General features: G+C 62.7%; 16 protein-coding genes. 6 read left to right on the top strand and 10 right to left on the bottom strand.

What is annotated here, in order from left to right:
• Nucleotides 1–11: 11 nt before the first annotated feature.
• Nucleotides 12–764 (bottom strand): SDR family NAD(P)-dependent oxidoreductase, encoded by a 753-nt coding sequence (locus FJ934_RS01055; protein WP_140606796.1) that lies wholly within the window; start codon nucleotides 762–764, stop codon nucleotides 12–14.
• A gap of 347 nt (nucleotides 765–1,111) precedes the next feature.
• Between FJ934_RS01055 and FJ934_RS01060 the strand changes: the two genes are divergently transcribed.
• Both FJ934_RS01060 and FJ934_RS01065 read left to right on the top strand, forming a co-directional pair.
• The gene (locus FJ934_RS01060) at nucleotides 1,112–2,419 is read left to right on the top strand and encodes an O-antigen ligase (protein ID WP_140606797.1); all 1,308 of its coding nucleotides are present in this window, start codon (nucleotides 1,112–1,114) and stop codon (nucleotides 2,417–2,419) included.
• A gap of 215 nt (nucleotides 2,420–2,634) precedes the next feature.
• Nucleotides 2,635–3,258: a transposase gene (locus FJ934_RS01065; protein WP_181165464.1), complete on the top strand. Its 624-nt coding sequence runs from the start codon at nucleotides 2,635–2,637 to the stop codon at nucleotides 3,256–3,258.
• Nucleotides 3,259–3,334: 76 nt separating this feature from the next.
• Here the strand turns inward: FJ934_RS01065 and FJ934_RS01070 are convergent, their stop codons facing one another.
• From FJ934_RS01070 to FJ934_RS01095, 6 genes are all read right to left on the bottom strand, one after another.
• Nucleotides 3,335–5,722, bottom strand: coding sequence for a polysaccharide biosynthesis tyrosine autokinase (locus tag FJ934_RS01070; RefSeq protein ID WP_140606799.1), 2,388 nt, complete (start codon nucleotides 5,720–5,722; stop codon nucleotides 3,335–3,337).
• 148 nt (nucleotides 5,723–5,870) lie between these two features.
• Entirely contained in the window at nucleotides 5,871–6,767 is an 897-nt protein-coding gene (locus FJ934_RS01075; protein ID WP_140606800.1) for a UTP--glucose-1-phosphate uridylyltransferase, read from the bottom strand.
• A gap of 73 nt (nucleotides 6,768–6,840) precedes the next feature.
• Complete coding sequence (locus tag FJ934_RS01080) at nucleotides 6,841–7,809, bottom strand: glycosyltransferase family 2 protein (RefSeq protein ID WP_140606801.1); 969 nt, start codon at nucleotides 7,807–7,809, stop codon at nucleotides 6,841–6,843.
• Nucleotides 7,799–8,749 carry a glycosyltransferase gene (locus FJ934_RS01085; protein ID WP_140606802.1) on the bottom strand — a complete coding sequence of 317 codons (951 nt, stop codon included), beginning with the start codon at nucleotides 8,747–8,749 and terminating at the stop codon, nucleotides 7,799–7,801. Before FJ934_RS01085 ends, FJ934_RS01080 begins: the two co-directional genes overlap by 11 nt.
• On the bottom strand, nucleotides 8,749–9,738 hold the full coding sequence (locus FJ934_RS01090; RefSeq protein WP_140606803.1) for a glycosyltransferase family 2 protein: 990 nt from the start codon (nucleotides 9,736–9,738) through the stop codon (nucleotides 8,749–8,751). The genes FJ934_RS01085 and FJ934_RS01090 overlap by 1 nt, the downstream gene beginning before the upstream one ends.
• Nucleotides 9,739–9,753: 15 nt before the next feature.
• Nucleotides 9,754–10,926, bottom strand: coding sequence for a glycosyltransferase family 4 protein (locus FJ934_RS01095; protein ID WP_140606804.1), 1,173 nt, complete (start codon nucleotides 10,924–10,926; stop codon nucleotides 9,754–9,756).
• A gap of 381 nt (nucleotides 10,927–11,307) precedes the next feature.
• On the opposite strand from FJ934_RS01095, the gene FJ934_RS01100 reads away from it, so the two are divergent.
• Nucleotides 11,308–12,681 (top strand): glycosyltransferase family 4 protein, encoded by a 1,374-nt coding sequence (locus FJ934_RS01100; protein ID WP_140606805.1) that lies wholly within the window; start codon nucleotides 11,308–11,310, stop codon nucleotides 12,679–12,681.
• Between the two features lie 220 nt (nucleotides 12,682–12,901).
• Nucleotides 12,902–13,696: a family 16 glycosylhydrolase gene (locus FJ934_RS01105; protein ID WP_140606806.1), complete on the top strand. Its 795-nt coding sequence runs from the start codon at nucleotides 12,902–12,904 to the stop codon at nucleotides 13,694–13,696.
• An 8-nt stretch (nucleotides 13,697–13,704) separates the two neighbouring features.
• Here FJ934_RS01105 and FJ934_RS27880 read toward each other — a convergent pair whose 3' ends face one another.
• On the bottom strand, nucleotides 13,705–13,869 hold the full coding sequence (locus tag FJ934_RS27880; protein ID WP_181165465.1) for a hypothetical protein: 165 nt from the start codon (nucleotides 13,867–13,869) through the stop codon (nucleotides 13,705–13,707).
• 18 nt (nucleotides 13,870–13,887) lie between these two features.
• On the opposite strand from FJ934_RS27880, the gene FJ934_RS01110 reads away from it, so the two are divergent.
• Nucleotides 13,888–15,384, top strand: a complete 1,497-nt coding sequence (locus FJ934_RS01110; protein ID WP_140606807.1) for a lipopolysaccharide biosynthesis protein — start codon at nucleotides 13,888–13,890, stop codon at nucleotides 15,382–15,384.
• 51 nt (nucleotides 15,385–15,435) lie between these two features.
• Nucleotides 15,436–16,458 (top strand): phosphoribosyltransferase family protein, encoded by a 1,023-nt coding sequence (locus FJ934_RS01115; RefSeq protein ID WP_140606808.1) that lies wholly within the window; start codon nucleotides 15,436–15,438, stop codon nucleotides 16,456–16,458.
• Nucleotides 16,459–16,464: 6 nt separating this feature from the next.
• Here the strand turns inward: FJ934_RS01115 and FJ934_RS01120 are convergent, their stop codons facing one another.
• Both FJ934_RS01120 and FJ934_RS01130 read right to left on the bottom strand, forming a co-directional pair.
• A complete protein-coding gene (locus FJ934_RS01120; RefSeq protein ID WP_140606809.1) occupies nucleotides 16,465–17,544 on the bottom strand; it encodes a glycosyltransferase in 1,080 nt (359 codons plus the stop codon).
• Between the two features lie 214 nt (nucleotides 17,545–17,758).
• Nucleotides 17,759–19,090 carry a UDP-glucose/GDP-mannose dehydrogenase family protein gene (locus tag FJ934_RS01130; RefSeq protein ID WP_140606811.1) on the bottom strand — a complete coding sequence of 444 codons (1,332 nt, stop codon included), beginning with the start codon at nucleotides 19,088–19,090 and terminating at the stop codon, nucleotides 17,759–17,761.
• Nucleotides 19,091–19,099 lie beyond the last annotated feature (9 nt).

The raw sequence follows: 19,099 nt of genomic DNA on the forward strand, positions 1-19,099 counted from the left end.
TGTTGTTGCCGTCAGTAGGTGGCGCGGCCGCCGGAAACGTCGAAGACGGCAGCCGTGGTGAACGAGCACTCCTCCGAGGCGATCCAGCAGATCAGGGCCGCCACCTCCTCGACCTCGCCGAAGCGCGCCATCGGTATCTTGGACAGCATGAAGTCGATGTGCTCCTGGCTCATCTGCTTGAAGATCGCGGTGCGCACGGCCGCCGGCGTCACGCAATTGACCGTCACCTTGGTCTTGGCCAGTTCCTTGCCGAGCGACTTGGTCAGGCCGATCACCGCCGCCTTCGACGTGCTGTAGGCGGAAGCATTGGGATTGCCTTCCTTGCCGGCGATCGAGGCGATGTTGACGATGCGGCCATAATTGCGCTCGAGCATGTGCGGCACGAGCGCCTTGTTGCAGTAGAAGACACCGTTGATGTTGATGTCGATGACCCTCTGCCAATCGTCGACAGAATAGGCCCAGGTCGTCATGTTCGGCCCGGTGATGGCCGCGCTGGTGACCAGGATATCGACGCCGCCAAGCGCCTCGATCGTCGACCGTGCGGCGGCCTCCACGCCGGCCGCATCGGCAACGTCCAACATCATCCCGTGCAGGCCGGCAACAACGGTTTTCGCCTGATCGATCTGGGCCGGATCACGATCCCAGACGCTCACGCGTCCGCCCTCGTCGACGATTCTTTGCGCTACCGCCAGGCCGATGCCCGAGGCCCCGCCGGTGATGACAGCCGACCGGCCAGCGAACCGTCCCGCGAAACTCATAGGCATCCGATCTTCCCCTGTCCGTGATCGGCCGCGATCGGCCGTCTGACCTTCAGGTGACTGTGAGGTTGCTGCCAGGCGAGTTCAAGCCGGCATGCAGGCCGATCGTCTGGGCCAATGCCTGGGAGCAACCCCGAAGTGATCGCCGCCGGATGGATGTCGCAGGGCAACCGGCTGATCTCGTCGATCGTCCCGCTGTAAGACAAGGTGACCGGATTTGCCATTGAGCACAGGGTGCGATAGATTATATTGCACTGCACAATGGAGACGCCGTTTATTGCACGCCCCTGTTTGCGGTTATGCCGGCTGGCTTGTGGATTGCCCGCCCCGCGTCGCGTCGACGGGACTCTGAGATGAAGATCCCAAAATCCCTGCTGATCGATCCCCAGAAGAACTCGGTCTATGGCAGCTTTGCCGTGGCTGTCTCTATCTGGGCGTTTTCCTACTCCGTGATTTTCGGCCAGATGATGATCCTGGCCTACTACGCCGTCTGGCTGCCGCTCATCCTCGTCGACTACCGGCGGTTTCTGCGGCAACTGTCCAGCGCCTGGCTGCCGCTGCTGTTCGCGGCCTATATCTGCTCCTCCGTCTTCTGGTCGCAGGCGCCCGGCATCACCGCGAGGACCGCCGTCCAGTATTTTTCCCATATCGCCTGTGCCTACGTGGCCGCGCGCACCGTCAGCGTGCGCACCCTGACGATCGGTGCGTTGATCGGGATCTTCGTCGTCCTGCTTTATTCGCTGAAGGTCGGGGGCTATTCCGAGGACGTCCTCGACGGCACCTACAATTTCGTTGGCGCCTTTGCGTCCAAGAACCAGATCGGGTTCGTCTCCTCGCTCGGCATCTATTTTTCCGTGGTGTTCCTCGCCTTTCTGCGGCGCGGACGGCTGAGCTTCATCCTGGCGATGCCCGTGGTGCTGCTGTCGGGCTACCTTCTGGCCATCTCGCATTCGGCCACCTCGGTAGCCTCGATACCGGCGGTCCTGGCGTTGATCGCGCTTCTTGCCATGAGCAAGCTTCTGTCACGGCGCTACCGCCGGGTGATTGTCCTGGTCGGCGCCGGGCTGATCGTGGTGGTTGCCATCGTCGCCTTGAACCTCGGACTCATGGACTTCGTGCTTGGCATCTTCGGCAAGGATTCGACGCTCACCGGGCGGACATATCTGTGGGAGCAGGGCTGGAGCGCCGTGCAGAAATCTCCGATCCTCGGCGTTGGTTATGCCGCCTATTGGGTGCAGGGTTTCGCCGAGGCCGAGCGGCTGTGGAATGAGTTCTACATCACCGCCCGCAGCGGGTTCCATTTCCACAACACCTATATCGAAGCCCTGGTCGAGCTCGGCTTTGTCGGCGCGGTGATGATCTCGCTGATCATCCTGCGCACGCTCCTTGGTCACCTCGCGGCCGTGGTTCTCAGGACATGGCAGCCCGAGCCTGTGGTGCTGGCCGGCGTGATGGTGCTGCTCCTGATCCGTTCCTTCGTCGAGGTCGACATTCTCAGCCCCTACATCATGGGGTCGTTTCTGCTGTACTACAGCTTCTTCAAGCTCGCGCCGGTGCCGGTCATGCAGCGTCGACGGGTTCCAGTTGGGCCTGCCGAAGCAAACCCGCACAAGGTTGACCAAATTGGCGTAGAGCGGCCACGGTACACGACGCAAGGGTGAGGAGGGTTTGAAGTGCTTTGAACAGGGGATTCTTCGCCAAAAGGATCCTCCCATGCCAAGCACGGTTCAGGCCGCCCTCCTTGAGACCCTAAAACGTCATTTCGTGCTGCGCAATTCGCGCCTGGAAACGCTGGCGGTTCTGATCGTGGCGCTGGTTCAGGGCCGCACGGTCAATCTGAGCCATGTCGCGAGTCGCTTCCCGGGAGCCGCGCAGCATGGTTCGAACTATCGCCGCCTGCAGCGTTTCTTCCAGTCGATCCGGCTGGATCAGGCGGTTATTCGCCATTCGCGTCAAGCAGGGCCAGTGCGTTGCCCTGGCCGATGGACGGCTCTGGACGATCAAGTCGCTGCTGCGTCGCCGCCGCAAGAGCCGCAGCCTCACCACCTTCGAAGCCAGCTTGCCCGATGCATCCACCGCTCTGTCCTTCGCCGCCAAATGGATCGACGGCAGAAAAGGCCAGCAAGGCGAATGGCTGATCGTCATGACCAACAGCCCCAACGCCAAGGCGGCAATAAGCGCCTATAAGAACCGTTGGGCCGTCGAATGCCTGTTCGCCGATGCCAAGACACGCGGCTTCAACATGGAAGACACCAGAATGACCGCGCCAGACAAGATCGACACCCTGACCGCCATCCTCGCCATTGCCGTAACCTGGGCCTATCGATGCGCAACTCAAACCATGGGCCTGAAGGCAATCAAGCGAAAGGTCCATGGCCGACGCGAGAAGTCGTGGTTCCGAACCGGCCTCGACGCGCTCAGGGCATGGATCACCTTCGCACCCCAAAACGCCGTCCGCGCCTGGCAAAACCAATTCCCAAAACGCTTCAAAATCCCATGAGTCGTGTACTGTGAACATGGAACGATGAGACGCAATCCCCGATGGAAAACCGCTACGCACTTTTCCTGGAATTGCTCTAGACGGTTGCCTTGCTGCGCACTTCCGACTTGTCGAGATAGTAGGTCGAGTATTTGTCGAAGAATTTCTCCGAAGCCCCGAACGATCCGTATTTGGCCAGCTTCTTCAGGTCGACTTTGTTCAACACCATGCCGACGATCTTGTTGGCGACATAGGGTTCGGATTCCAGCATCGACCGCACCATGGCGCGCGGCGTGCGCCCCCACTCGGTGACCAGCACGAAGCCATCGACGAGTGGCGCGAAGGCCTTGGCGTCGACAACCGGCCCGAGCGGCGGCAGGTCGACGACAATGTATTCGAACGTCTCCTTGGCGTTCTCGATGAAGCGCCGCATCCCGGCCGAGGAAAGCAGCTCGCTGGTGTGCGAGAAGTGCCCGCGCGACGCGGCTGGGATGATGGCCAGCTTGGTCTGCCGGTCGATCTTGCCGACCGACTGCCAGGTCTGGCCATTCACCACCGCTTCCATTAGCCCCTGGTCGGCCTCCATGCCAAGGCCGCGGCTGAGGCCCGGATTGCGCAGGTCACCGTCGATGAGCAGCGTCCTGGCGCCGTTGGCGGCAAGCAGCCCGGCGAGATTGGCCGCGACCGTCGACTTGCCTTCGCCGGGAAGCACCGAGATGACGCCGATGACGCGGCTACCTTGCCCTTCCAGCACGACATCGAAGGCGATCTTGGCGCTGCGCAACGTTTCGGCGAACATCGATGCCGGAGCGTCGACGCTCACCCTCATGCGCGCGCGCCTTTCGATGGCCGCCGGCGATCTGGCCGCCTTGACGTCAGGCTGACCGTCGGCTGGCTTGTCCTCCTTGGCGGGTTTGCTGCCGATGGTCGGCAGATAGCCGAGGAACTTGAGGCCGACGCGGTCGCGCACTTCCTCGCCGGTCCTGAAGAAGCGCTCGTTGAACTCGTTGAGGCCGCCGAAGCCGGCGCCCATCAGAACGCCGAGCACGAGCGAAAGTCCGAGCACGATGATGGTGCGCGGGCTCGAGGCGGAGAGCGGCGTCGAGGCATCGGAGATGATGCGGATCTTGCCGACCGGGAAGGATTGCTGCTGCGCGGCCTCCTCGTAGCGGCCGAGGAACGTCTGATAGAGCGTGGTGAGTGCCGTCGCCTTCTGGTCCAGGTCACGCAGTTTGACCTGCGACTGGTTGTCGATGGAACTCTTGCCTTGTGCGGCGGCGACATTGGCCCTGAGCGCGGTCTCGCGCGCCAGCGCCACCTCATATTCGTTGCGATAGCTTTCGGTGAGCTGCTTCAGCTCGCCGAATATCTGCGCCGATATGTCGGCCTTTTCCTTGGCGAGCGCCACCGCCTGGGGATGCTGCGGTCCGAAATTCGCTTCGACGTCCTGCTGCCGCTTGGCGACCGTGAGGTAGCGCGTCTTGAGCGCCGATATGACCGAGCTGCTCGGCTGGTCGCTCGATATTGCGGCATCCTTGAAAGCATTGTCGGAGCCACTGTCGACGATCGTCTTGTATTGCTGGTAGCGGGCGCTGGCGCGTGCGGTATCGGCCTGCGCCACGATGAGCTGGGCGTTCAGGTCGGCGAGCTGCTTGTCGCTCATCAACTGGCCGTCGCTGTTGGCGGACAGTCCGTGTTCGGCCCTGAATTTCTCGACCGCGAGCGATGCCGCCTGCGAGCTCTCGCGCAGTTCCGTCAACCTGCCCTGCAGCCAGACCGCCGCACGCTCGGTGGCGTCGAAGCTGGCATCGAGCTGATCGGCGAGATAGGCGTCGGCATAGGCCTTGGTGATCGCTGTCGCCAGCGCCGGATCCGTCGCCTGGTAGCCAAGCGCGATGACGTAGCTTCGTCCGACGCGATCAGCCCGGATCTCGTTCTGCAGCTTGAGGATCGCGTAGTCGCGGCGCGACGTGGCGATCAGCGCGTCGCGCGCGGCCGGGTCGAGTTTGCTGATGTCACCGACGCCCGGCATGGGAGGGCTGGGGCGAAAATACTGGATCATGCCGCGGACCAGGTCGACGCCCTGGGCAAGCGCCGACTGGGGCGGGTTCATGAACGTATCGTTCTGGTCCAGCTTGAGCTTGTCGACGACCACGGCGGCAAGCCGCGTCGAGGTCAGAATCTCGATCTGGCTCAGAATGGCGGAATCGGTCTGCATCGTTGTCGACGCAGCCGAAATGTCGTCGACGATCTTGTTCAGGCCCTCGTCGATGAGCACCGAGGCGTAAGACTGATATTTGGGCGGCGTGGTCTGGATATAGAGCATGCCAAGGAAAAGACCGATGACGGCGCATACGCCGACGACCTTGGCCTGTCGTGCGGCCATGCCAAGCAGCCGCTCGATATCGATGAAGTCTTCGCCGTCTCCTGCATCCGAATTCGGCAATGGCATCCTCTTGTCGAGAGGAAAGTTGGCATAATTCATCTTCGGTCCAATTCTGGCTTGTCTAGCGCACAGGCCCCGGGACGATCGGGAGCAGTGCCGGGCGCGGCATAAGCTTCATGCCGGACAGCGGTGAGCCGGCTGGCCCCTCCGCCGTCAGCCATCCGACAATGCTCCCGAAAGATGGGCATTATGCGGCTTCTTCCTGGCGTTCATGCGACCGGACGAACGCCCGGAGCATCTCGAAAACCGGGCCTTTCATGTCATCTCGCGCCAGCGCGAAAGCGACATTGGCCTGGATGAACCCTTCTTTCGACCCGCAGTCGAACATACGGCCGTTGAAGGGCTGGGCGAAGAACGGCTGGTCCTTCGCCAGACGCACCATGGCGTCCGTCAGCTGGATCTCGTTACCGGCGCCGCGCTGCTGGTTGCCGAGCAGCGCGAAGATCTCGGGCTGCAGGATGTAGCGGCCGTTGATGTAGAAGTTCGACGGCGCGTTGGCCGGCGCCGGCTTTTCGATCATGGCCGTCACCTCGAAGCCACCGCCAATGTCGGCGCCCCGGCCGACAATGCCGTATTTGTTGGTTTCGCTCGGATCGCAGCGCTCGACGGCGATGACGTTGCCACCGGTTTCCTCGTAGAGATCGGTGATCTCGGCCAAACATCCGCGCCCGCCGAAGGAGACCATGTCAGGCAAGAGCAGGGCGAAGGGTTCGTTGCCGATAACGTCGCGCGCGCACCAGACGGCATGGCCGAGGCCCTGCGGCGATTGCTGACGGATGAAGCTGGTGGCGCCGGCCACGGGCAAAAGGCTTTCCAGCGACTGCAATTGCGCCTTCTTGCCGGTCTGCTCCAGGGTTCCGATCAATTCCGGATGCAGGTCGAAATAGTCCTCGATGACCGCCTTGTTGCGGCCGGTCACGAACACGATGTGCTCGATGCCGGCCTCGAAGGCCTCGTCCACCGCATATTGCACGACAGGCCTGTCGACGACGGGAAGCATTTCCTTCGGCATCGACTTGGTCGCCGGCAGGAACCGCGTCCCAAGCCCCGCCACCGGTATCACGGCCTTCCTGATTTTCTTCATCGCAAATTCCTTCTGAGGAGATCGACTGCATCCATTCGCAGGCCACGAAAAATCCCTCCATGTGCCTGCATCTTCACCTCCCCGCCCCCACGGCAAACTGTGCCGCTACTCTTCGCAACCGCACGGCGAGCGGCATGCCCATATGCCGGACCGCCGCCGGGTCGCTGAGCGCCGTCCGGATCGCCTTGAGCGGGGACCGCGCCTTGATGTGCTGGACCATCGACAGGAAGGAGGCCGCCTTGCGCAGGCTGCGGCCGCGCCGGGCGAAGGCAGCCTGGGCTGCCTCATCCATACGATGGGTCCGAGAGAATACGGCGTCCGCCTCGCGCATCGCTTCGACATGGTGAAGCTCGAGCACACGGGAGATGGAGCCGCTGCGTATGTGGTAGGCATAGCCGATGGCGGGTTCGACCACGCATCTGCCGCCCTTGGCCAGGGCGTCGGCAAACAGGATGTAGTCTTCGCCGATCCTCAGTTTCTCATCGTAGCGAAGCCGGTTTTCATCGAGGAACCGGCGCTGAAAGATCGGCTTCAGGTAGCCGAGATTGAACTTCGATTCGAAGACGACGTTGCCGGCGATGTAGGTGGCCAGCGAAATCTCGCGCAGGCCTTCGAGATACTGCCGCGGGAACATCGCGTCCTCGACGACGCCGTCCTCGCGGACGACCTGGAGGTTGTCAACGGCGATCTGGGCGCCAGCCTTTTCGGCGCGGCCGATCATGGCGGCTATGCGGCCCGGAAAGACGGCGTCATCGGCATCGAGAACCGCGATCCACCTGCCGCGGGCGACGTCGAGCCCGGCATTCCTGGCCCCGCCGGGACCACGATTTGTGGTGAGCGCGACGACGCGCACGATATCCTCGGGATAGGCCCGCGCCACATCGAGCGTGGTGTCGCTCGACTGGTCGTCGACGACGATGATCTCGACGCTGACCCCCTTCTGCGCGATGGCGCTGGCGATCGCCCGGTCAAGGGTGGCCTCGGCATTGTAGGCGGCGATGACGAAGGAAACGTCCGGGACGAAGGAGGCATCAGGCTGCACGCTTGCCTCCTTCCCGTGGAGTGGGCTGACCGTAGAGCCGGATTTCGCGGATGCCGACAAGGCCGCTGACGACGCCGATATGCATGATGCCGCGCAGCACGCTGCGGTTCCTGCGCACCGGGCTGGCGACAACAGGAAGCGCGGCGGCGAAGCAATAGGCCGCCTTTGCCGCGGCAAGGCCGACCTGTTTGACCAGGCTGATGCCGCCGGCGTTGTTGCCCAGGAGATGACCATGTGTCTGCCCGACCCGGAAGCGACGCCGGCCAAGCCAGTCGAACGCGGCCCTGGCGCGTGGCACTACCTCGTCCACCCACGCTTCCTTTGAAAAGGCGATCCGGCCGCCTGCCTTGACCATCTGGTCGAAGAACTCGGTGTCCTCGCCGCCGGTCTGGCCGCGCGCCAGGCTGAAGCGGCGGCCACGCAGGCTGTCATATCCCATGCGGAGCAGAACGTTGCAGGTGTAGCCGGTGCGGATTTCGCCCCGCACCCAGACGGGCAAGGTCGAATGGAAATCGCCGCGGCGCATCCAGTCCGGCGCATCCGGGCGGTAAAGTGCCCGCACCGGGCCGAGCACGGCGGCAGCGCCACTTTTCTCAGCCGTCGCGACCAGTTCGGCAAGCCAGGAAGCCGTGGCGGTCTCGTCGTCGTCGATGAAGGCGAGGAAATCCGCCTCGCTGGCGTCGAGACAGGCGTTGCGGGCGATCGAGATGTTGCGCGCCGGGCAATGCTTGTAACGGATCGGCAAGGCCAGTTCCCGCGACAACGCCGTGACCAGATCCCTGGCGCTCGGCGTGTCGTCATTGTCGGCGACGATGACGCCGACATCGAAACCTCCTGGCATGTCCATGGCGGCGAGCGAGCGCAGCGTGTCGGCCAATTCCGGACGCCGGAACGTGCACACGCCGATGTCGATGCTGCGGTTCTTGGCCTGAGGCGCCATCACGCCACCCCGCGTCGCGCGCCGAGGCCGAGAAGCTGCAGCCAGAAGCCGACGGACCAGCCGAAATGCATGACCATGGCCGAAACGCCGGCCAGCGCGATATCGGCATTGCGCTCGCCGACCGCCGTCACCAAACCATAGCCCAGGCATACCGACGCCCAGATCAGCAGCGGCACCGCCGCGATCCAGTGCACGAAGGAGAAGGCGGCCAGAAGAACCACCGGGAAAACCAGCAGCGGCACCATCTGCCGGACCTTCGGGATGACGCGGTGCTTCAGCACGTTCTTGGCACGGCCGCGGCCATAGCCAAGGTACTGGAAATAGAGACCTTTGAGCGAAGCGCGCGGATAGTAGACCATCTGCGTCCTGCCGCTCATCCAGATCCTGTAGCCGGCCTGCCGCAGCCGATAGTCGAGCTCGGCATCCTCATTGTGGCTGAACGTCTCGTCATAGCCGCCGACGGCCTGCAAGGCGGAGATCCGCATCAGCGCGTGATGGCCGTGGTCGACCCACTCTCCGGCGGAGAGATGACGGTGCTTGGAGCCCCCGGTGCCGAGCTTGGAATTCTGCGCCGCGGCGGTCGCCTTCTGGACCGCGCCGCTGCCGCTGGTCAGCATCGAAACCACGACCGAATCGGCACCGGTGGCAAGCGCCTCCTCAACCAGCCGGTCGCAATAGTCGTCGGGATAGCCGCCGTGGGCGTCGATGCGGATCAGATACTCGGCGCCCTCGCCGAACCTGACCACCGCAAGGTTGATCGCCGCGCTCTGGATGCGTTTTTCATTGTGGAGCAGGATGATGCGCGGGTCTTTCTTCAGGCGCTCGCCGACAATGGCCAGCGTGCCGTCGGTGCTGCCGCCATCGGCAACGACGATGCGGGCGCCAAGCCTTGCCGCCGCCGGGCAAAGTTGGTCGAGCAGCGCACCGATATGGGCTGCTTCGTTCAGGCAGGGGATCACGATCAGGCTGGAGGGAAGCGCTTGCGTCATCAGGCAAAGTCCCTCCTATGCCAGGGCTTCGGTCGCGAAGGGCTCGTGCACGGTGGTCAGGCGGCGCAGTTTCTCGACCAGTGCGCTGCAGTCGCCGCGGTCGTAGCTCCACATTCTCGGATTATGGGCAAGCACGCGCGCCTTCAGTCGGCCGAAGCGGTGCCCCTCCATCGTGCCGAGTGCTGTTTCGAGCGCGTGTGGCGTGGCGTTCGGCAGAAGGACGCCGATATCCTGTTGGCTGAGGAACCGTCCCGTTTCGGTATGGGCCATCGAGATCGGCACCGCCCCGAAGCGGCAGCCTTCATAGAGGCGGTTGGGCAGCAGCCATTCCGAGTTCTGACCCGCTTCGAAAAAATCGATTGCCCAGGAGAAATGGATGTCCCGATAGATCGCCGCCATGTCTTCCGGATTGCGGTATGGGCCACCAAAGGACAACCACGGCTCGGCTTCGACGAAGCCGTGGAAATCGGGGAATTCGGACAGAGCCGGGCGGCCGCGCAGCACGACCTCGAAGCCTCCCTCCATGCGGCGCGTGAAATCGGCCAGCAACTCCAGCGAGCGGCGGCAGCGCAGCGCTCCGAACCAGCCGATCCGCCACGGCGGGGCGACAGCCGCCTCGACCGGCTCGCGCTCACCGGGCAAGATCACTGCTGCCTCGAAATATTTGTTCTCGACCAACTCGACGGGTGCAGCGACCTGGCGGAAGGGCTTGAAGTAATTGGCGATGAAGGCGGGCGAACTGGTCACCAGCAGCTTGACGTCGCGCGCCAGATGCCGCTCAGTGGCGCGCAACGCCTTGCCGAGGACATCATCGCGGAGCACCAGGCGATGGATATCGAGGCATTCATAGACGATCGGCACCGCAGCGCCGAAAACCGATCTGGCGCGGCGGGCAAGCGCCAGCATTTCCAGATTGCGCGCGATGATGAGATCGGGCTTCGGCATGCCGCCGAGCTTCGAACCTATCGAAACCGCCGCTTTCGCCACCGCTGTCAGGCGTTGGGCGAATCGGCCGTCGCGTGTCGCGCCAAGGTCGATCGGCCGCAACCCTTCGATGTCGGCGATGGGGGCCGCGGTGCGGCGGAAGCCCGCCAGGGTGACCCGGGCGCCGCCTGTCCTGAGCATTGTGATCCGCCGGCGAACCGCCGGATCGGAAACATCGTGCACCAGGTACAAGACATGCAGCATGAAAACTCGACCGCTGTTTTGACCCACCCAAGGGGATGCTAGTACAGCTCTTGCTGCATCGCAACATTTTTGGTGCGGCGTAGCAAAATTACCCATCTGTACCGCACTGCACAAAACATATGACCCAATTTTGGCAGCGCGGGCGCGGCCACCCGATCGAACCATCGGGGAGGCGGCATGGCCTGACGCGCCCGGAAACGAGGCATTTTGCTTGCAATCCCCGCAACATGACGATCACATCAGCCCAAATCGCTCCCATCCGGCAGCCGAGCTGAAGTTTAAGCAATTGCTAAATTAGTATTGCACTGCAACACAAAACGGTGTTGAACTCTCGTCAGGAAAGTTGGGCCTTGAGTTTGGCTAGGGATCCGCTCTTGCATTTTGTTGCAGCGCGGCAGCAAGCTTTCTGCATCATTGGAACAACTTGCGAAATCCCCGATGCCGCTACTTGAAGACGAGTGGTTCAGTATGGGCAAGTCTCTTCGCATCGCCATCTTTGACGATAAGTATCCGACCAGCTTCGTCACGCCGCGAGCATCAAGGCATACGATCCTGCGCCAGCGATTTCTGCCATTGAATCTGGTCTCATCCAAGCTGGAAGGCGTGACGCTGATCGAACCTGCCTTGTCTGTCGACATGGTGCATGCATTCAACCGGATACCGATCAATTCCTCCAAGTACATCATGTCGTTTGAATCTCATTTGCCGCGACAGTTTGCCCTTCGCAAACGCGGGTTGATGGCCAGCTACCTGAGGTCGCGGATTGCCAGCCCAAATTGCCGTCGCATTATCGCACTGTCGCATTTTGCCCGCAGAAGTTTTCTGGCCCAGCACAGCGACAATCCGGAAATCGGCCTCCTGACGGAAAAGCTATTGGTCCGCCACCCGAGCATCGTGGTGCCCGCGACGGAAGATGCGATGTCCGAAAACAGCGCCGAGGAACTGGTGCTGACATTTGTCGGCGCTAACTTTGGCCGCAAGGGCGGATGCGTTGCGGTCAAGATCGCCGAAAAAGCCATCCAGCAGAAATTGCCCATCCGGGTAAACATTGTCTCAAGTCTCCAGGTTGGCGGCCATATATGGACGGATCCGACAAGCCCGGGATTCTTCGACCCCTATATCAAGCTGCTCGAACTAAGAAACGTCCAGCATCACGGGGTGTTGCCCAACCGATCGGTGCGACACTTGCTGCGCAACTCGCACTTCGGCATTCTCGCCACGTTTGGCGATACCTTCGGCTATTCAGCGCTGGAATCCATGTCCGAGCACACTCCGGTTCTTGGAACAAAGGTCTGCGCCTTGCCGGAATTCCTTGAGGACGGCGTCAACGGGATTGCCCTGCCTGTCAGGCTCAACGACATCGGCGATTGGTGGAGTCCGGGATACGACTCGCGGGGGGAGGCGAAATATGCCGAATATTTCCGTGACGAGGTCGAGCGGCTCGCCAGTTTGGCCATCGAACGATTGAAGCCGTATATAGGGCAACCCGCCTTGATGGAGCCGCTCCGGCGCGATGCCCGCAGGACCGCGGAGACCATGTTCGGGTTAGAATCCGCGGACGCGTTTCTCGATGCGCTTTACGATCGTGTCGCATTGGAAAGCGTGCGCGAGTCTGTTCAACTCGATCCTGCCCTCGATGTTGCATCTCCCCAGTCCTTGCAGCTTAAAACCGTTCGACTCGGTTCATCGCAGTTTGAACCTGGCAGGCAAGAATGCAGTGGACAAACCCACCCCCCAACAGCCTCCGCGGCTTGAGCGTCTCTCCAGGAGTTGCAGTTGCTGCCGCGCTGACACGAAAGGCCTCTTCCGCAGTGCAGCATTTTTGACGCAATGCAGCAAACAATTGCCTTATCTTTGGTGTACGGCTCGATCATCAAAGTGGTGTCCATGCACTAGAACGACCTAGGCCGCATCGAACGCCCAGCTTGGCATCGTCGCCGCTGACAAGGTCAAGGCGACCCAATGGAGGCTAGCGATGAATTCCACACGCAGACAATTCCTGACGCTTCTGACGGCCTCCACGGCCATGCAGTGGGTTGCCGGCCATGCACTGGCTGAAAGCGGCACGGCGGGAAGCGGGAACGTTACCCTCGACAAGCTTCCCGACTGGTCGAGTGTCAGGCTACAACTTTGGAAATACAGCAATCCCTTCGTGCCATCGCAGTGGAGCGAACCCAAGCTTGGAGGCTACGACTGGAAAGCCGCGAACGTCAAAATCGTCGACGGCTCCCTTCAGCTTACCGTCAGCGAGAAGGCATCCGCGCAGGTAGTGTCCGGCGCCAACTCCGCTTCCTCATCGGCAAAATGGGAAGTGGACGTAACGCTTCCCTCGATGAAGCCAGGGCTAATCGCGGCGCCGCTTTGGATTTTCAACGACAAGGCCCATGAGGAAGTCGACTTTGAGATCGTCGGCACCAAGGGGATGCAGCTTACGGTCTGGGCCAACGTCGACAATCAGCACAAGACCGTTTGGATGAAATTGATCCAGTCTGGCGACCTCTCGGGCAAACGATATCGCCTGGCCATGCAATACGAGGCCGGGAAAAGAGTTGCCTTCTTCATCGACGGCAAGGAAGTGGCCGTCGTAACGCCGGCCGATACCCCCGGCGGAGCCTTTCCGAACAAGCCCATGCAGCCGTATTTCGACCTGTGGGTGGCGGCAGGCGCGGTCATGGATCCGCGTTGGGCCGGCAAATGGGAGCCAATGGCCCCCTCGGAAAGACTGGTCATGACACTTCACGGATACAGGCGCAGCGACGTCGGCCAATGAGCTAAACTTCACGGCACCAAGGCTGCTTTGTCGAGCATCAAGGCATATGCGCCGGATATGCTGCATTGCAATATTCCTGGTGCGGCATTCCACGTTTTCTGTTGCGCTGCAAAATTATTGCCGTAGTTTGTGGCGGCGGCGGTGGTGGATTTCGGATTTTGGAATCCGCGCAAAGATCAGGAATCCTGAATTTGGAAGCCAATCCATTCGATCCGCCAGAAGGCTCTCTGCGCAAATCGGTCGGGCGTGGCGCGGTGGTTACCGCGCTGTCGCAGTCGGTGCGGGTCGCAACACAGATCGTATCCGTCATCGTGCTGTCGCGGCTGCTTTCGCCGCAGGATTTCGGCGTCGTGGCGATGTGCGCGCCGGTGCTGGCCTTCATCGCGCTGTTCCAGGATTTCGGCCTGACCCAGGCGACGATCCAGAAATCCGTCATCCGGCATGAGGAGGTGAACTACCTCTTCTGGATCAACGTCGCCGTCAGCGCCGTGCTGGCCTGTGTGCTGGCGGGTGCGGCGCCGCTGGTCGCCACCTTCTATGGCGAGCCGCGCGTGACCGGCCTGGTGGCCGCGTTCGGACTGCAGATCATGGCCTATGGGCTCGGCGCCCAGCATCTGGCGCTTTTGACGCGCCGCATGCAGTTCGGGCGCCTGGCGATCATCGATGTCGCCAGCGCGGTCGCGGGGCTGGCGGTTTCGATCGCCTGGACCTTCATCGACCGCTCCTATTGGTCGCTTTTTGCCGGCACACTGACTGGCGCCGTGCTGCCGACGCTCTGCTACTGGGCCAGTTCGCGCTGGCGGCCCGGCCTGCCGCGCAAGGTGGCGGGCATCAGCGAGCTGATCAATTTCGGCGCCGGCATCACCGGCTTCAATTTCGCCAATTTCTTTGCCCGCAACCTCGATAACGTGCTGATCGGCAAATACTGGGGCGAGGCCCAGCTCGGCCTGTACGACCGCGCCTACAAGCTGCTTCTGTTCCCGCTCAGCCAAATCACCAATCCCTTGTCGAAGGTCATGGTGCCGGCGCTCTCCAGGCTCAAGGACGAGCCAGACCGCTACCGCAGCGCCTATCTGCGCGTCATGCCGCTGATCCTGCTGGTGGCGCTGCCCGGCGTCGCCTTCGCCACCGCGATGTCGGACGTGCTGATCCCCTTCGTGCTCGGCGAGCAGTGGCGTAAAAGCGCCCCGATCTTCCTGGCGCTCGGCTTTGCCGGCCTGCTGCAGCCACTCAACAACCCGGCGGGCTGGCTTTTCGTCAGCCAGGGCCGCTCCGCCGACTTCATGCGCTGGGGCATCGTCACGGCCGGGACCTCGGTGATCGCCTTCGCGCTTGGCCTGCCCTATGGCGCGCTCGGGGTGGCGGTGGCCTATGCGGTCAGCGAGTATCTGCGCACGCCCTTCCTGTGGCTCTATGTCGGCAAGAGCGGACCGCTGCGGGCCAGCCATGTGCTGCGCGGAGCAACGCCATTCGTGCTCGGCGCGCATCTGGCGCTGGCGGCGGTCTGGCTGATCAAGCCGGTCTTGCCGCAGCAGCATGTCGTCGCCCTGGCCAGCGGTGCCGTGCTCGCCTACGCCATCACCATCGTCGTCGCGCTGGTGTTCGCACCCGGCCGCGAGGCCTTGCGCGAGGCCTTGAAAATGCTGCCGGCAAGGCCGCCGGCGGCGACACCGCGTGAAGCGCAATAATTTCGGCGCTTTCGACCATTATCCCATCCATCCGAGCAGCAGGTCCGATCCATGCACTACCGATCGATCTCCGACATGAACGACGCCATCGTCGGCAACCTTCACCGGCTGCCGCGCGACGTCGACCTGGTGGTCGGCGTTCCCAGAAGCGGCGTGCTGGCGGCGACGCTGGTCAGCCTCGCGGCCAACATTCCGATGACCGACCTCGACAGCTTCCTGGAAGGCCGGGTCTACACGTCAGGCATCACCAAGCGCCGCGCCGCGCTCGACCGCAAGGTTTCGGACATGCGCAAGGTGCTGGTGATCGATGACAGCGTTTCCGGCGGCAACGCCATGCGCGACGCCCGCGCCCGAATAAAGGCTGCCGGCATTGAGGCCGACTTCACCTTCGCCGCCGTGTTCGGCCTGCGGCCGCAGCATCCCGAAACCGATATCGTCTTCGAAGTCGTGCCGCATCCACGCATGTTCCAGTGGAATTTCATGCACCACAAGTTCCTGGCGCAATGCTGCGTCGACATAGACGGCGTGCTGTGCCTCGATCCGACCGAGGCGGAGAACGACGACGGCCCGGCCTACGAGAAATTCCTCAGCGAGGCGCGGCCGCTTCATGCGCCGACCCACAGGATCGGCTGGCTGGTCACCAGCCGCCTCGAGAAATACCGCACGCTGACCGAGGCGTGGCTGGCCAAGCACGGGATCCAGTATGACCATCTGGTCATGCTTGACCTGCCGAGCAAGGCGGAGCGGCAGCGGCTTGGCGCGCACGGCAGTTTCAAGGCTGATTTCTATCGCAAATCCGATGCCATCCTGTTCATCGAAAGCGAGCACGCGCAGGCGCTGAGGATCACCGAGCTGTCGGGCAAGCCGGTGCTGTGCGTCGAGACCCACATGGTAAGCTTTCCCGAGGCGCTGTCCTTGCCGGCGCTTGGCCAGGCGGCGCGAAACCTGCCGGCCAGGCTGCGGCAGATCAACTCGCAGGAAGGCCGCAAGAGCGTCGTCAAGTCCCTGGCTCGCGCCCTGCTTGGCGCCCGTGGCTACGAAACGCTCAGAAGCCGGGGCAAGCGCCCGGCCTGAATTGCCCTACGCGGCCTGACGGGCGCGCTGCTGCACCGCCCTGTCCAGTATCGAGAAAAAGGTGACGAACTGACGATCCGGATCAAGCTCCGGGCGTGCCGCGAAGCCGCGCGCGAGGCCTGAGACCCGATCATACTCCTTGTTATCGGTCCACAGCAGCCTGACGGCAGCCACCCAGTCGGCGAGCGGAGCATCGTGGTCCAGCACCGCGCCGCCGGGACCGATCGCTTCGGGCAGGCCGCCCCGCCGCGAGCCGATGACCGGAATGCCGCTGCAATGGGCCTCGGACGCCACGCGTCCCCAGGCCTCCTCCCATTTGCTGGGCGCAAGCAGGATCCTGGTGCGGCCATAGACCGTCTTCATGTCGCTGGTGCGGTTCTCCAGCGTGACGTTACCAAGGGGCGCGATCGTTTCCTCGATACGCGCGCGATGGTCGTCATCCAGCTTCCAGCTCTCGACGAACAGGAACGGGATTTCGGGGCACGCGCCAGCGATACGCACCGCAAGCTCGAAGCCCTTTTCCTCGTAGGGATTGATCAGGGTCACGAACTGGCCCGTCGTCGGCGTGCTGTAATGCGTCGGGTTGATGGTCGGCGGGATCACCGTCGCCTGGATGCCGAACTCACGCTTGTAGGTACGCGCGGTGAAATCGGAATTGGCGATATAGAGCGCCGAGTGCAACTCGCGCAGATCGCCACCCAGCTCGTGAAACTCGACATTTCTGAGATAGACGACCAGCGGCACGCCCTCGGCCTGCAGCGCCTTGCCGAGCGGAACCGATTTGTGGCACTGGACCACCGCTACATCCGGCTTCACCCGGTTGACGGCAAAGCCCGCGGCCTCCCAGGGAAACCACGCCCTTATCACCGGATAGCCGGGGAAGCTGTCGACAACCGCCGGCTGACGCAACAGCTTCATCTTGGCGCGTGCCTTGAAACCGAAGACACCCTCTCCGAACAGGGCAGCGAGCACCGCCGCCTCGTGTCCGTGTTCGATCAACTGTTCGACCAGGTGATGGGTGCTCGACTGGACACCGCCGCTGAATTCGGGCGGATACCCGTTACCGCCTGCAAAAAGAACTTTCATGATGCTGGCTCCTCGTCTTTTCGCGTTTCATGCATGCGGCCAACGAAGAGCCGCGTCGAAGCCGCCTCAGGCGTACCGTGGCGGATCAAGCGTCGCGAACGGATCGGTGCATGAGTGCCATCCGGTGAACCGGATCGGATCATCGGGCGAACTGCGCCGGTCACGTTGCGCGCGCTCGTCGCGGCTTCCGTTCCGGGCCTGTCCGTAACGGGCCTCACGCCGCCATTCTGCCGATCGAGTGGTATTCGATGCCGTGGCGCGCCACGACCTTGGGGTCATAGAGGTTGCGGCCGTCGAAGATGACCGGCGTCGTCAGCGCATCCTTCAGCGCGTCGAAGGACGGCGCGCGGAAGCTTTTCCATTCGGTGGCGATGAGAAGCGCATCGGCGCCGCGCAGGGCGGCTTCCTTGGTGCCGCACAGCATCAGGTCGTCGCGCAGCCCGTAGATGGCCTGGCATTCCTGCATCGCCTCGGGATCGTAGGCCTGCACGGTCGCGCCGGCCTTCCAGAGCGCCTCCATCAGGACGCGCGCCGGCGCCTCGCGCATGTCGTCGGTGTTGGGCTTGAAGGCCAGGCCCCACAGCGCAAAGGTCTTGCCCTGGAGGTTGCCCTTGAAATAGCGGTTCACCTTGTCGAACAGCACGGATTTCTGGTCGTTGTTGCGCTCCTCGACGGCGCGCAACAGCTTGGCGTCGAACTTGACGCCCTCGGCGGTCTTGATCAGGGCGCGCACGTCCTTGGGGAAACACGAGCCGCCATAGCCGAGCCCCGGGTAGATGAAGTGGTAGCCGATGCGCGGATCGCTGCCGATGCCCTTGCGCACCTCCTCGATATCGGCGCCCAGCTGCTCGGCCAGATTGGCCATCTCGTTCATGAAGCTGATCTTGGTCGCCAGCATGCAATTGGCGGCGTATTTCGTGAATTCGGCGCTGCGCACGTCCATCACGATCATCTTCTCATGGTTGCGGTTGAAGGGCGCGTAGAGCTCGCGCATCACCGCCTCGGTGTCCTCGCTGGACGTGCCGACGATGATGCGGTCCGGCTTCATGCAGTCGGCGACGGCCGAGCCTTCCTTGAGGAATTCGGGGTTGGAGGCGACGTCGAAGGTCAGGTCCTCACGCCCTCGCTTCTTCAGCGTCTCGGCGATCCTGGCCTTTACTTTTTCGCAGGTGCCGACCGGCACGGTCGACTTGCCGACGACGATCTTGGCGGTATCCATCTCGCGACCGATGGTCTCGGCGACCGCCAGCACATATTTGAGATCGGCCGAACCATCCTCGCCGGGCGGCGTGCCGACGGCGATCATCTGGATTTCACCATGCTTGACGGCGGCGGCGGCATCGGTGGTGAATTTGATGCGGCCGGCGGCGTGATTTTCCCTGACGATGCTTTCGAGGCCTGGCTCGAAGATCGGGACCAGGCCTTGGTTCAGTCGCTCGACCTTGCTTGCGTCGACATCGACGCAAACCACCTGGTGGCCGACTTCGGCAAGCACCGCCGCCTGCACGAGGCCGACATAGCCAATTCCAAACACCGTCAAGTTCATTCGGTTTCG

Origin of the sequence: Mesorhizobium sp. B2-4-12 (assembly GCF_006441575.1) — a bacterium.
In the GTDB taxonomy this organism is placed as follows: domain Bacteria; phylum Pseudomonadota; class Alphaproteobacteria; order Rhizobiales; family Rhizobiaceae; genus Mesorhizobium.